11 protein-coding genes and 1 pseudogene are annotated in these 13,466 nt (G+C 58.2%); 4 read left to right on the top strand and 8 right to left on the bottom strand.

Features of this window, described 5'->3' with window-relative positions:
• Positions 1-136: 136 nt before the first annotated feature.
• Positions 137-541, bottom strand: coding sequence for a single-stranded DNA-binding protein (locus ACEN2J_RS19345; RefSeq protein WP_108437625.1), 405 nt, complete (start codon positions 539-541; stop codon positions 137-139).
• Positions 542-970: 429 nt separating this feature from the next.
• Between ACEN2J_RS19345 and ACEN2J_RS19340 the strand changes: the two genes are divergently transcribed.
• The 4 genes from ACEN2J_RS19340 to ACEN2J_RS19325 all read left to right on the top strand — a co-directional run bounded on the left by ACEN2J_RS19340 (position 971) and on the right by ACEN2J_RS19325 (position 5,007).
• Complete coding sequence (locus tag ACEN2J_RS19340; protein WP_442108197.1) at positions 971-1,291, top strand: H-NS histone family protein; 321 nt, start codon at positions 971-973, stop codon at positions 1,289-1,291.
• Between the two features lie 515 nt (positions 1,292-1,806).
• Positions 1,807-3,042, top strand: a complete 1,236-nt coding sequence (locus ACEN2J_RS19335; RefSeq protein ID WP_442108195.1) for a tyrosine-type recombinase/integrase — start codon at positions 1,807-1,809, stop codon at positions 3,040-3,042.
• On the top strand, positions 3,039-4,004 hold the full coding sequence (locus ACEN2J_RS19330; RefSeq protein WP_442108193.1) for a tyrosine-type recombinase/integrase: 966 nt from the start codon (positions 3,039-3,041) through the stop codon (positions 4,002-4,004). Before ACEN2J_RS19335 ends, ACEN2J_RS19330 begins: the two co-directional genes overlap by 4 nt.
• On the top strand, positions 3,997-5,007 hold the full coding sequence (locus ACEN2J_RS19325) for a tyrosine-type recombinase/integrase (RefSeq protein WP_442108191.1): 1,011 nt from the start codon (positions 3,997-3,999) through the stop codon (positions 5,005-5,007). The genes ACEN2J_RS19330 and ACEN2J_RS19325 overlap by 8 nt, the downstream gene beginning before the upstream one ends.
• Positions 5,008-5,080: 73 nt before the next feature.
• Here the strand turns inward: ACEN2J_RS19325 and ACEN2J_RS19320 are convergent, their stop codons facing one another.
• From ACEN2J_RS19320 to ACEN2J_RS19290, 7 genes and pseudogenes are all read right to left on the bottom strand, one after another.
• Positions 5,081-5,257, bottom strand: a complete 177-nt coding sequence (locus ACEN2J_RS19320; RefSeq protein ID WP_442108189.1) for a hypothetical protein — start codon at positions 5,255-5,257, stop codon at positions 5,081-5,083.
• Positions 5,258-5,651: 394 nt separating this feature from the next.
• Positions 5,652-6,125, bottom strand: a complete 474-nt coding sequence (locus tag ACEN2J_RS19315; protein WP_442108187.1) for a hypothetical protein — start codon at positions 6,123-6,125, stop codon at positions 5,652-5,654.
• A gap of 99 nt (positions 6,126-6,224) precedes the next feature.
• Positions 6,225-8,417, bottom strand: coding sequence for a ParB/RepB/Spo0J family partition protein (locus ACEN2J_RS19310; protein ID WP_442108185.1), 2,193 nt, complete (start codon positions 8,415-8,417; stop codon positions 6,225-6,227).
• Between the two features lie 142 nt (positions 8,418-8,559).
• The gene (locus ACEN2J_RS19305; RefSeq protein ID WP_442108183.1) at positions 8,560-9,738 is read right to left on the bottom strand and encodes a helix-turn-helix domain-containing protein; all 1,179 of its coding nucleotides are present in this window, start codon (positions 9,736-9,738) and stop codon (positions 8,560-8,562) included.
• A gap of 230 nt (positions 9,739-9,968) precedes the next feature.
• Positions 9,969-10,925, bottom strand: coding sequence for a plasmid partitioning protein RepB (gene repB, locus ACEN2J_RS19300; RefSeq protein WP_288997869.1), 957 nt, complete (start codon positions 10,923-10,925; stop codon positions 9,969-9,971).
• Complete coding sequence (gene repA / locus ACEN2J_RS19295) at positions 10,915-12,123, bottom strand: plasmid partitioning protein RepA (protein ID WP_008030564.1); 1,209 nt, start codon at positions 12,121-12,123, stop codon at positions 10,915-10,917. The genes repB and repA overlap by 11 nt, the downstream gene beginning before the upstream one ends.
• A 443-nt stretch (positions 12,124-12,566) precedes the next feature.
• Positions 12,567-13,391: pseudogene (locus ACEN2J_RS19290) on the bottom strand (recombinase family protein); the annotation flags it as partial.
• Between the last annotated feature and the right edge of the window lie 75 nt (positions 13,392-13,466).

The raw sequence follows: 13,466 nt of genomic DNA, 5'->3' as shown, positions 1-13,466 counted from the left end.
GCACAATGCACGAATGGCCGCTTTGGGGACGCTGCGTTGCAGCATCGTAGCTGACTGCGGAGGTCGGCTCTGGGCCGAAAGCAACCGAGCCCGGCGGGTTTCCCCGCCGGGCCCTTTCGGGGAAACACCGTTCTTTTCAGAACGGGATCTCATCATCGCGGTCGACCAACTCGGGGTTTTCGTTCTCGGTCGCCTTCGGGCGGCTGAGGAAATCGACCTTCTCGGCGATGATCTCGCAGCCGTAGCGATCAACGCCGGTTGCGTCAGTCCACTTGGTGTAGTGGATACGGCCGTGGACCATGACCTTCATGCCCTTTTCGCAGTGCTCAGCGACGGTTTTGCCGAGACCGTTGAAGCAAGTGATGCGGTGCCATTCGGTGTCCATGACCCGATAGCCGTTTTCGTCGCGGATCGCGCGACCTTCCGAAAGACGGGGGCGCGAGGTGGCGAGGGTGAAGTTGGTGATCTTGGTGCCGCTCTGGGTGGCGCGGACTTCGGGCTTCTGACCGATGTTGCCGGCGAGGATGACGATGTTCTGCATGTTAAGCTCCTGTGTTTCCTGTCCTTGGGACCGTCCCTTCGACAAGACCCGAAAGAAGCCTGTCGGGTGAGGCGTGCACGGCTGGGCCATCAGACCAGACGGAAACCCCCAAAGGTCCGGGGTGGAGCGGGCAGGACGCAAACGGCGGCCAACACGGCCCGGACTGACGTGGGGTTGCACGATTGAACCCGAACAGGCTTAGGGGATTGTCAGTCGAAGGGATGTCACCGGGGACAGGAGTGATCGGGGGCTCTTGCAGAACATGTCTTTCCTCGCCCTGATAAGACGGTAAGCCCGAAGTCCTTACCCCCATAGCGGCGGATCACCTCTGAGCCACTTTGCTTGCCATTCGCGCCCCAGCCCGATCGGAGTTGCGAGCCCGCGCCGTGACGGCTATCCCAAGGGCATCATTTTGGACACGAGGCACCCATGGCTGAATTCGACGTTGAGACACTGTCGCTCAAAGAGCTCAAGAGCCTGCAGAAGGATCTGGCCAAGGCTATCTCCACATTTGAGGACCGGCAGAAAAGCGATGCCCGCAGAAAGCTCGAGGTTATTGCCAAAGAGATGGGCTATTCTCTTGCCGAACTGGTCGGCACTGAGGTGAAACCCACCCGTGCGCCCGCCGCCGCGAAATACCGCCATCCAGAAAACGCGGCCCTCACCTGGTCAGGCCGGGGGCGCAAGCCGCTGTGGTTTGTCGCAGCCCTTGACGCAGGTAAATCGCCTGAGGACCTGGCAGTCAACTGACCGCCTGTGCGTAACCCAGCAGTGGGACGTTCGTGTTAACGAAACCGGGTGTTGTGAACATGTCGGCTCTGTCATGTTCACAAAATGCAAAAGTCTCACCATGAAAGGGCCCCCTGCCCTAACTGCGGCAATGCGAGGCACCCAGCAGAGCATCGCGCTAAGGAGATAATGCGCAGGCATGCGCGTTTCCATTACTTGGTTTTCGGGATGCCGACACGCGGTCGGCGCCTTGTGCCTGTCAGGCTCTTAAGGGCAGACAGGCGAAAGGCCCGGAGGCGCATTCGCGCCATGCCCGGGCCTTCTTAAGGACCGTGGGCATTACGCCCACGGATCGATCTCAGCCTTATGGCGATGTCTCCATAAGGTCGAGTATGATCCCTTCGCGATTATGGCCCGCTGAGGGCCATCTTCTCGGCAAGCGGCTGAGGTGCCGGGCTTTTCGCCCGGCACCCTGCCCTTGGCAGTGCACATAATCAGAGGCTTCACTTCGATCTTTGTAACAAAGGAGATCGAAGATGCGAACCAGACTATGCATGCGCAAGCTGACGGACGATCCGGGCAACCTACTTGCGCCGGTATTCCCGGCCTACCGACAAACCCTAATCGAAGGGCGATATGTCCCGGATATTCAGGGCCGCTACTTTGCCGCCGTTTTCCATTTTGGAGACTGGCTTCGATCCTCTGGGATCGGCATGCGGCTGGTCCGGCATGAGCACGTCTGTGACTTTCTGCAAAACCATTTGCCAACATGCACCTCTAAGCGCCATACGCACAGCGATCCAAAACATTACCGGTCTGCGCTGCAGCTGCTTGAGCGGGTGATGCAGGCCCACGGCTTCGCGGTCCCAAAGCCAACGACAGCAATCGACGCCGAACTGCAGGCCTTTGATATCAAGATGAAGCAGGTCTGGGGCTATGCGGACAGTACTCGGTCGGCACGATGTCGGACGATCAAGAGGTTCCTCAGCAAGTGCTTCAATAGTCAACGTATTGATTTAGCTAATATATCACCCGACGACTTGGAACGCTTTATATTGGGGGATGGCAATCGAGGTAGCAGTAGCGCACGTTGGATTTCAGGGTCGATCCGATGTTACCTGCGATACCGACAACTCTTGGGTGATGACGTATCGCATCTGATGAGGGCCATGCCAACGCTTGCGCGTGCCAACCCGTCTGCGCTTCCAGAAGTTCTAAACGATGCAGAAGTCGCTGCGCTGTTGAACGCCTTTCGCGGCGACTTTCCAAGGTGGCGGCGAGCATTTGCCATTGCACGATGTCTGATCGACCTCGGCCTTCGCTCAAGCGAGGTTGCCGGTCTAACGCTCGATGATATCGATTGGGATCTTGGGACCATACGTGTCGCCAATCGCAAGGGGCGAAGAGCAGATGTCATGCCCTTGCTCGCACCGACTGGCGAGGCAATCGCCAATTATGTTCAAAAGGAACGTCCATCGACGACTTGTCGTAACATCTTCGTCAGAACATCGGCGCCGGTTGGACAACCTGTCGGGCGGCGGGCTGTCCAAGCCACAATGCTGGCCGCCTATGACCGTCTTGGCTGGGATCGCAGTCGGGTCCATGTGTTGAGGCACACGTTGGCGACACGGCTGCTGTCCGCCGGGACACCAATGCCAATTATCGCTGATGTGATGCGCCATAGAAGTCTAAGCACGACGGTCATCTACACAAGACTGGATACAGCCTGGCTGACGGCGGTTTCCTTGGCCTGGCCGGGAGATATCCAATGAACCAGCCCTTTAACTTGATCGAAGCGGCCGTTGCCTTTCTCGATGATCGATATCGCCGGGGTTTCGTAGGGGTGAGTTCTGACAATCGGGTATCTGCTTTTGCCCGGTATGCAGCAGACCGTGGACACACCTGGCCCATGACTGTCGAGCTTTGCCTTGGGTGGGCTCGAGATGGAGCTGAGATAGCTGACCCCTACACTTGGGCCAGACGCCTCGATTCACTCCGGCCATTCTCGCGATTTTTGGCCAAAATCGATCCAGCGACACGATTTCCGTTCGGAAGTCCGTTCGGGCAGGCGGCAAGGCGCCTCGCGCCGCACATTTACACCAGCGCAGAGATCCAGAGGATCATTGAAGAAGCAGCAAAACTGCTGCCGACCGTGCCTTTGCGGCCGGCGACGTACACAACAATGTTCGGCCTCCTCGCGGCAACGGGCTTGCGGATATCAGAGGCGTTGTCGTTACGACTTGCAGATACCGACCTCAGCCTCGGGCAACTTACAATAAGGGCGAGCAAATTCGGAGGCAGCAGGATTGTTCCTCTTCATCCAACCACAGTACGGGCGCTGGACCGGTATCTGGCGCATCGCAACCATTTCGCTAGCAACGGTGGCGCGGACCATTTCTTCACCGGCCATGTCGACGGTCGGGCAATCGAATACGCAACGGCGTTTCACGCGTTCACACGATTGCCGGCACGCCATGACATTCGGCCGAGGGGTGGTCACCCTTGGGTCAGACTGCATGATCTGCGGCACACCTTCGTCTGCCGCAGGCTGATGCTCTGGTTGGAACACGGTGTTGATATCGATAACGCCATCTTGGCTCTGTCTACCTATGTCGGGCACGCCGAGCCTAAAAGCACCTACTGGTACATGGAGGCGGTGCCAGAATTAATGGCGCTGACCAGCTTAAGGTTCGAACGCAGCGCGCAAAAGATGGAGGTCATCGATCATGCGTGACCCAGCCATGCGCCCTTCATTTCCACATCTGCTTCAACAGTTTTTTGTCGAATACCTCGGCCAACAGAAGGCTGTTAGCCGACATACGGTTGCCGCCTATCGGGACACATTTCAGCTTCTCCTGCGATTTGCACAGAAGACGATTGGCAAGAGTCCGACCGACCTTCACTTAGAGGACCTGAATGCAGCACTGGTGCTCGACTTTCTAGACCATCTGGAGAAGGAGCGGGGCAACTCCGTCCGCAGCAGAAACGCCAGATTGGCAGCGATCCGAGCGTTCCTTAAATATGCAGCTCATAAAGACTTTTCGGCGATGGCCTCAATCGAGCAGGTCCTGGCTGTGCCTGCGAAGCGGTGCGACAAACCTGTCTTGGGCTTCCTGACCAAAGCCGAGATAGATGCGATCGTCGCAGCACCGGATCCGGCAACATGGGTCGGGCAACGTGACCGCGCCATGCTGGCTCTGATGTACAACACCGGGGCCCGCGTTTCAGAAGTTGCCGGTTTGACACTGAACGATATCGTGCTTGGGCCAACTTCTGTTGCACATCTCAAGGGAAAAGGTCGCAAACAGCGCAGCGTCCCCCTCTGGCAACAGACAGCATCAACTCTGCGCAAGTGGATCAGACGGCTGGATGATCCGAGTTCAAGTAGTGCATTGTTCCCCAGCACCTTCGGTCAACCAATGACGCGGTCGAGCATCGCGCGTCGACTTGCCGTCGCAGTCGCTTGCGCCAGTCGGGCTGAACCGAGACTCGGCAACCGCGTCGTGTCACCGCACATCATTCGGCACACGACCGCCATGCACCTGCTGCAGTCTGGTGTCGATATCTCTGTCATAGCCTTGTGGCTAGGGCACGAAAGCCCGGCGACAACCTTTATCTACCTGTCAGCCGACATGAAGATGAAGGAGGAAGCTCTGCTTCGACTTCAACCAACTGTCATCAGCACGAAGAGGTTCAAGGCATCGGATGACCTGTTGGCTTTCCTGAAAGGCCTCTGATTATGTGCACTGCCAAGGGCAGGGTGCCGGGCGAAAAGCCCGGCACCTCAGCCGCTTGCCGAGAAGATGGCCCTCAGCGGGCCATAATCGCGAAGGGATCATACTCAGCCAGCACCTGGACCTCGTCCCCGTCGATTTCATCGGCGGGGACGGCTCCAAAGGTTCCATCCCCTGCCTGAAAGACCACGATCGAAACCATGAGCGTGGCGGCGAGGCTGGCGGCGAAGGCGTGTGCATCTTTGCGGGACATCTGTTTTGGCTCCTGCTGGGAGGCGAGGGACCATCCCCCGCGCTGACAGGAACCCGCAGGCCCAAAGACGGGCTGACATCACCGGGTGCGTTCGGGCTTGCCCCGAATCCGGCCGGCGGCACGGGCTCGCCCCGTAGTCCGACCCCTTGCGGGTTGATCTCGAAGACCGGCTTTGGGCCAAGGAAGGGACTGGCAAGCGGGGGATGGTACTTTGACACAAGGAGCCGAATTGTCCCCAAGATCCTGCTCACCCCGCCAGCCTTGCAGACAAGCTTTTGGTTGACCGAGGCCTTACTGGGGATGGAGCCTTTGGTGCCCCGCGCAGATGCGCGGGACAGGTTGGTGTTGGATGAGAGGCCCGCGTGCGGCGGGCCCCCTTGGTCACTGTGAAGGCTCAGGCGGCGATACGCGCGCCCCCTGCCCCGTCACCGCAATCGTCGCCGACGATCTCGAGCCGCGCGTTGCGATAGCCTTCCTTTGCGATCCAAAGCCCCGCCGCTGTGACGGACGCTGCCAGATGCAAAAGCTCGGTGCTGCCCCCGAAATCCAAGAGCACGCGGACCTGCCCCACCTTGGGCTCCTCGACCACCTCAAAGTTGAGCTGGCTGTCGGCCGAATGACTGCGCATGATGGTAACGAGGATGACCCCCTCCGAGGAGAAGTTGCCTTCATGCAACGTGAAGGACGCCGGGGCCGTCCAGGTCGGAAAGGGCCGCAGCGGCTCTTTCTTCACCAGACGGCCAACACCGTTGGACCTTTCCCACGCCGCCAACTTTTTGGTGAAGCGTGCAGGCGGCTTTGGACTGCCGTCGGTGTAACGAATGAGCGCGCCCAAGGGCGCTTGGTCGATTATTGTGTTTGCAGACATGATTCCTCATCCTGAATGCGAGCATTCGCACTCATCATATTGATATTGTTGTGTTTTACTGTGATTGAGGGCGGGAAAATCCGCCCTCGGGGGCTCAGATCACTCCGCAGCCATCATCACGGTGCTTTCCACGGGCAAATCGGCCCTCAGGAAGGCGGGCAAGTCGATTTCCTCGACGTTGTCCTGATCGCCCAAGGGTTCTTCGCTCAAAGCCCCCTGCCCTTCTGCAGCGCCATCGCCGTCCAGAGCAGCAAGATCACTGCGCCGCAGAACCTCCGGCAACCAGCCGCTGCCCTTGAGCAAGCGCTCGGCTTCTGTCGCCATCTCACCCTTCTTCAGATGGTCGAGCAACTGTGCGGTGCCCTCCCCCTTCGCCTCACGCACGGCTTCGAGAATGCGCGCCTTGGGAACCCGGTTCAGGTAGGTGTCCGCCGTCGGCTCCCAGCCTGCGGCGATCATGTCGAGATCGACGGCTTGGGCCACGATCTCGGACTGCGCCATGCGCCGGGTCAACCCGCTGGCCGTGATGCCCGCGCCATAAGGGTTCACCTTCTCATGCAACGCGCTGATCCCGAAGCTCAGGCAATGCGCCAGCAGAGCCAGACGGCTGGCCTGATCGAGGGCCGAGAGATAATCCCAGAGCACAGCATCGTCGCCAAGCGGCAGATCGGTCTCCCAGGCAGCATGACGATCGTCCACGGCCTTGGCCACCGGACTGTCCTTTAGATCAGGCGCCTGAGCCGACAGGTAGACGGTGCGCACAGAAGCTTCCAAGCAACTGCCCGATGCGCCCGAGCTGCGGAAGGTGTCATTGACGAGCTTCATCAGCAGAAGGGTCAGGGCGACGTCGGGCGAACGCCCAATCGCCTCGCGCAAGGCGAGGGTGCGATGTGCGGTCAACTCCATGACCAGACGCTCTGGCAAAGGCTTCAACGGGCCATCGTCCTCATCGTCTGGCAGTCCGGCACTGAATGGCTGGCCCCCGGAAGTGATGACGGTGGCCGCAGACGGGCCAGAGGGAAGCTGATAGCCGGAGACACCAACATCAGCCCCCTGCCCTACCACACCCAGCTCATCGCCGAAGTTGGCCGCGGTCTCTTCGCGAGGCTCATCCTCCGGTCGGACATAGCCACGATAGACTGCCAGGTTGCCATCCCGATCCAGCGTTACGAAGACGCCGGCGCGACCGACCTCTGCCGTATCAAAGATCAGCGGGCGCTGCTCAAAGGCCTCCATGGCAGCTTCCAATTCGCCGAGCCGGGTGTCGATCTCCTCGGGGTATTCGTCCTGACCAGAGTATTCTTCTTCCAGTGCGCGATACTCAGTGAGCAACTTAGCGTGCTCTGCACCTTCATCCGCGCTGAGCGACATCGGTTCACCAACCAGACGCCGCAGACCGTGGCTGTAGCCATAGGGCAGGTCAGTGGACACCTCGATCCATTTCCAACCCTCAGCGGCGATTGCCTGCGCCTCGACTTGCAGCTTGTCCGCGACCAATCGGTCAAGCAGGGCAGGGTCCTCCAACCAACCGCCATCATCGCCTTGGAAGAGATCGCGCAGGACAACCCCACCAGACGCTACATAGACATCAACACCGACAAACACTGCGCGCCGATCGGAGGCCCGCACAGAGGTTTCGGTCAACATGCGCCGGATCGAATAGGGCTCTTTGTTCCAGGAGCTCTTCACCGCTTCCCAGACCTGCACCTGGCGCACGTGATCGGGGCTCACCGTGAAGGCCATCAGCTGTTCCAGCGTCATGCCATCCTCGGCGTAGACCTCGAGCAGGGCAGGGGCCACGGATGCGAGCTTCAACCGCTGCTTCACGATCTGCGGCGTCACAAAGAAGGCCGCCGCGATCGCCTCCTCACCCTGACCCTTGTCGCGCAAAGCAACAAAGGCGCGGAACTGATCGAGCGGGTGCAAGGCAACGCGTTGCATGTTCTCAGCCAAGGAGTCGTCCTCGGCCAGAATATCTGATGTCACATCACGCAACACACAAGGCACAGGCGCGGTCTTCGCGAGCCGCTTCTGCTTCACCAGCAACGACAGCGCCTGAAAGCGTCGACCGCCAGCCGGGATCTCGAACTTGCCGGTTTCGACGCCATCGGCATCCAACACAGGCCGAACGCTGAGGCCTTGCAACAAGCCACGACGAGCGATGTCCTCGGCCAACTCTTCCACCGACACACCAGCCTTGATGCGCCGGACGTTGGACTGGCTCAGCACCAGTTTGTCAAAGGGGATGTCCCGTGAGGACGACAGGGTGATCTTCTGGGCAGCTTGGGCCATCAGGTCTTCTCCACGACGGGCGCCGGGAGCCACTCTCCCGATCTCACTTCCCGCCACCCTCAAACCAACCATTCTCTCACTTTCGTACTGGACATAGGTGCCAACGACAGACCGGCAGGGCTGCGCGTTTCAGTTGGATGATTTATGTACCAACGCAAAGTTGGCCATGGCCAACTCTTGTCTTGGCGCAGCCGGCTAGGATTCTCGATAGGTAGTTGTCTGGGCTTTTGACCTGGTCGATCTTGCAGGCCATTTGATCTGCCACCTGAATCGCTTCTGCTAGGCCAAGCACAGACACCGCCCTACCCAACAGAGCGCTGTCTATTCTTAGCATCTTACCAAATTCAAATAGCAGCTGTAGGAGGCCGTGTTCTGTGGTGGGGTAGTCTGGATAAAAGGCCGGGATTTCGGTCAAGCAAGCCCATAGCTCTGTCATCGTGCGCGGGAAGGTTTTTTTTGTATATGATTTTTGAGTCTCTTTGTGCCGGACATTTTGCCCGTCTGAGGCGGTCGGTTTGTTCGAGTTAGAAGACGGTGCTTGTTCTTGGCGTTGTTCGTGTTCTGGATTTTTGGCCGCGGCCAACTCTTCGAGATGCGGTACGCTTGGAGTGACTACCTTGCTTTGCAGGATGCATTTAAGTCTGCTGATGACGCTGCTTGCCTGAAGTACAGTTACTCCGGTTCGACGCATAAAGTTGCGGGCGGCTTCGACGAACTCAAGAGTCTCGCCGTGCAGGCATAGGGAGAGGCATTCACCGCGCAGTTTTTGGATGTACGCTTTCATGCCTCGAAGTTCGTCAGCTTCCTGACGATGTTTCTGAGACAGTGCAAGGATTTCGCCAGACCGTGCGAGCAGGGGCGACAAGTCGATGCCGAACGCGCCGATGACTTTACCGTTGCGCATAATTGGGAATCGTTTGCCGTTGGCGCTGTCACGCCGTTGGATTAGATTCGCGGCCTCAAGTTTCTCAAGGTGTCGCCGAAGTTGCCTGTCCGTTATGCCTTTAGCGCGGAAACATAAAGTGTCGTTGCAAGCGAACACGGTCAGCAGGGTGAGTGGCGTGATTGGGCTGTCATTCCCTGTTTTCGGATCGTTGCAGGGAAGGCAGCTCAAGAGTGCGTCAAGCACAACGACTGTAGGCGGCCGCAGGCCCAGTGCGCGACTTGTGGTGTTGACCGCCGCCATAAGCGCGCGCCGCGTTACAGGTGCGAAGTGTGGCTGGTGTTCGGTCGTGCCAATACCGGCGAAAGAATCGAAGATTGAAGGCGCACAACTCAACTGTGCCTCGACCTCGATGGTCGTGACTGCTTCTTGTTCCATCTGTTTTCAGACAGCAAAAGGATACCGGTCACCGAAATCGGTGTTGCAGTGATTCGATTTTTTGGGTACCAATAGATTGCGAGTAAATCGGGACCCTCTGGAGTGCTTCACCGCCTTCGGGGGGTTTCTTTTTGCGCTACGTCTGCCTCCTTTTTGATTGTTTCTTGCCTGTTTGATTAGGGTTGACCATGGCCAACCCTATAAAGATTAATCACTTAACCGTTTCGGCGTCATGATTTTTCTTTCCACTCCTTGTAGAGGCGCTCAAGCTGCGTCTCCACGAAGTTGATGAACCCGCGCTCCTTTTTATCGGAAACCTCGATCAAAAGACGTTGGCCTTTGGACCTGAAAGCCACCGAAGTTGCGGGCATCTTGTTGAGCGGGGCAGGGGAGGGGCCCTTGGCGGCAGACTCCGCTGCGTTCTGCTGTGCATCCGCAACCTTCTGCAGCGCATCGATGACAGCGCTGAGCTTCTCTGCCGCAGTGCCTTCTTCAGGAACAAGCAAGAGGACTGAACTGTCTGAAGGGGCGTTTTCGGTTTTGACCAGACGACGCAGTTCCAGCCATGGGCGACGGCCTGCTTCATGCGCGGCGCCAATTTTGTAGATCACTGCGTCGGGCACGTCTCGGGCAACGCCAATCAGTTTGCTTAGCGTTCCCTTGTCGACAGCTAGCACATCGCCGATCTCGGCCCGGGTGAAGCCCTGGTCCTCTAGCTTGGTGGCGAAAATGGCTTGTTCGATGAAGCTGCGTTCTAGGCGCGCAGAGTTTTCCAGGGCCTGTGAGACAAGCGCCTCACGGTGGTCCATCTCCTTGACATAAGCCTTGACCTTGATCCCAAGCACGCGGCACGCGGCAATTCTGCGGCGTCCGTAAACCACCTCATAGCGAGGGCCAGGGCCACGGCGATAGCGGAGCAGTGCAGGGAGCTGTTGTCCTGATGTCCTGATGGACTCGATCAGATCATCAAGCCCTTCGGATACGTCAAAACGATCCGCGATTTCAGAATCGCCGATCTCATTGACATCCACGTCCTGGGCCGCTTGTGCCGAGACCTGAGAAAGGACGTCTGACATGCTCTTAAGGGAACGAGGCGAGCTTTCGTCCACCTTCGACCCGGCCTCGGCAGCAACCAAAGGCTTTGAGCCCATTTGTGCTAGGCTCTTGGCAAGAAGATCACGCTTCATTTGTGCCCCCTCGACCCCATGCTGACTGGATCATCTTTTCAATGTCATTTGAAAAGCTCATCACCGACTCTAGGGCTCGCTCATAAGTCTTTCGGTTCTTGGTCGTAGCGAGGTCCACTTCGAAGATTGTCTTCTGCGAAAGGCCGGCCTCGCTAACCGCCGAAGACTTCACGAAGGGCGTCTTGATCACACTGTCGCCTAGCAATTGCCTGAGCCATTCAGACAAGTCCTGCTGCGTGCTGATAGCGGTGTCGAAGCGCGTCAGGAGGTAGGCGAAATTGTCATACGCGCCGATGCCACCGTTCGAGTACAGGACTTCCAACACGCCCGACGCCATCGTCAGGAACTGGCTGGCCGAGGCCAGGTCGACACGCTCAGGGATGATGGTCATGAGAAGCGACGTCGATGCACAGACCGCTGCCATCGTCAGATAGCCAAGCTGAGGCGGGCAGTCGATTAAAACGATGTCATAATCGTCTTCAACCTGTCGCAGCGAGTCGCGGATCCGATTGAAGAAGACGGGTTGTTCGCCACGGCTCAGCGCGGTTGGAGTTTCGGTTTCGAATTCCGAGAGCATGATCCCACCGGGCACTAGATCCAGGTTCGGGAAGTAGGTCTTGCGCAAAACGTCCACGATTGGCACCCGGGACGTTTCGCCATCGTTGTAGCGAATTGCATCATACAGCGTGCCGCCGTGGCGGAAGTCGATCTCTGGCTGGTATCCAAAGAAGGTCGTCAGTGAGGCCTGAGGGTCTGCATCGACCAAACACACACGGTATCCACGCAGGGCGAGCCGCATCCCGAGAGTCACGGTGGTCGTAGTTTTGCTGGATCCGCCCTTGAAGTTGACGGTTGACCAGATCTGAAGCTTGTCACCTTGTCGCCGACCGGGAAGGAACTGAAACGGATCCTTTGCATTCTGAGCCAGAATGTTGCGGATCTGGAGGATGTTCTCGGCGGAATAAAGGCGCTTGTTACCCGGTCCCTGTTCGACTTCCGGAATTCTGCCGTCGAAATGCGCCTTGCGCAGATAGCCGTCGCTCACCCGCAACAACTCTCCGACCTCTGCGCTTGTGAAGGCGCGGAGTGTCTTTTCTTCCTTCGGTGCCAGAAAAAGCTTCGACATATGTTCAAGGGCTTCAGAAAGCCGCTCTGCGTCTGCCTTGAGCTTGTCATGCAACACTTGGTGCATCATCATTCGCCTGTCTCGAGACATCTCTTCAGCGTTACCCGTGATCTGCAGTCAATCGGTGCCAGCAGGAACGCAGTGGACGTCGTTTTCTTAGTTTTCGCGTTACAGATATGACGCCCGTCGGGAAGAAACTCAAGGCAAATCTTGTGCGGCGATCTTGTGCTTTCTGCCGACCATGGCACCATATGATGCGAAGGGGCTAAAGTGACCTGTTAAAGATTGGTTGTAGGAGGTTGTAAAGATTACAGAAAATGTCGTGAGACTTATCCACAGGACCCGACGCCCTTGAACCCACGCGTGATGCTTGGAAAATCTCTGACCAGGCTCAGTAACGCTGTAGCAGACCTGACCACGGCAATCGTGTTCGCTTTAGCATCGCAAGCGATTCTTCGTCTAAGCCCGTCGGTTGAATGCCTTTTGGCCTAATGGGCACCGAAAAGCGTTACCTACTACAACAGCCCCAACTTCTTCGCCCGCTCCAAGATCATCTTGACCGATGACGGCTCCCACTTGCTGCGGCCCCTAGGTGTCCGTTCGCGCATGGTCTCCAGCCGGTCGCAGATAGCTTGAAGAGGCATCTCGGGATCTGCGCCTTTGATGCCCGCGACGATGGCCGGTAGGCGATCATCCTTGTCGGATGAGGTGGCGCGGGAAAGGATGGTTTCCGGCAGCAGGCCTTCGCGGACGAAGGTTTTGGCAGCACGGATCAGGCGGGGCAGAGACCAAGGCTGCGCCTCGCGCGGCAGGCCTGAATTGACGATGCGCAGCACGTCTTCCCACGGCAGGCCCGGTCTCAGACGGCGGACCTCGGGCACCCATTGGTCCGCATTGGCATTGAGCTTCTGAAAGTGGCTTTCCACTCGCGCGGCCCTTGCCTTGCGGATTGCCACGGGATCGCCCGCCTTTAGCCCTGGGTTGCCGCCAACCCGCCCTGCCGCCTTCGCAGATCGCAGCCCGGCCTTGGTGCGCTCGCGTATCAGCGCCCGTTCGAACTCTGCGGCCGCACCCAACACCTGAAGTGTGAACTTGCCTTGCGGCGACGCCGTGTCGATCGGATCCTGCAACGAGCGGAAGTGCGCACCTTTTGCCTCCAGCCGCTCGATGATTTCCAAGAGGTGAGAAAGCGAGCGGGCAAGGCGGTCGATCCGAACCACGACAAGTGTATCGCCAACGCGCAGTTGATCCAGCACACGCGCCAGAACTGGCCGGGTGCGACTGCCGCCTGAGGCTTGCTCTTCGACAATTTCCACGCAGCCTGCGGAGCGCAACTCCTGTCGCGTTTAGTTCCCGATTTCAATTGAAGCAGTAAGCTGAAACTGAAGCGCTGGAATTTCATCTTAGCGCTTCAC

The organism is Pseudorhodobacter sp. W20_MBD10_FR17, from assembly GCF_052119765.1.
Classification (GTDB): domain Bacteria; phylum Pseudomonadota; class Alphaproteobacteria; order Rhodobacterales; family Rhodobacteraceae; genus Pseudorhodobacter.
Note: the sequence above shows the minus strand (reverse complement) of the source record. Positions and strands in the feature narration are given on the sequence as shown.

Coding starts and splice junctions, on each gene's coding strand:
- ACEN2J_RS19345 (WP_108437625.1), bottom strand. CDS start 541: ATGCAGAACATCGTCATCCTCGCCGGCAACATCGGTCAGAAGCCCGAA.
- ACEN2J_RS19340 (WP_442108197.1), top strand. CDS start 971: ATGGCTGAATTCGACGTTGAGACACTGTCGCTCAAAGAGCTCAAGAGC.
- ACEN2J_RS19335 (WP_442108195.1), top strand. CDS start 1,807: ATGCGAACCAGACTATGCATGCGCAAGCTGACGGACGATCCGGGCAAC.
- ACEN2J_RS19330 (WP_442108193.1), top strand. CDS start 3,039: ATGAACCAGCCCTTTAACTTGATCGAAGCGGCCGTTGCCTTTCTCGAT.
- ACEN2J_RS19325 (WP_442108191.1), top strand. CDS start 3,997: ATGCGTGACCCAGCCATGCGCCCTTCATTTCCACATCTGCTTCAACAG.
- ACEN2J_RS19320 (WP_442108189.1), bottom strand. CDS start 5,257: ATGTCCCGCAAAGATGCACACGCCTTCGCCGCCAGCCTCGCCGCCACG.
- ACEN2J_RS19315 (WP_442108187.1), bottom strand. CDS start 6,125: ATGTCTGCAAACACAATAATCGACCAAGCGCCCTTGGGCGCGCTCATT.
- ACEN2J_RS19310 (WP_442108185.1), bottom strand. CDS start 8,417: ATGGCCCAAGCTGCCCAGAAGATCACCCTGTCGTCCTCACGGGACATC.
- ACEN2J_RS19305 (WP_442108183.1), bottom strand. CDS start 9,738: ATGGAACAAGAAGCAGTCACGACCATCGAGGTCGAGGCACAGTTGAGT.
- repB (WP_288997869.1), bottom strand. CDS start 10,925: ATGAAGCGTGATCTTCTTGCCAAGAGCCTAGCACAAATGGGCTCAAAG.
- repA (WP_008030564.1), bottom strand. CDS start 12,123: ATGATGATGCACCAAGTGTTGCATGACAAGCTCAAGGCAGACGCAGAG.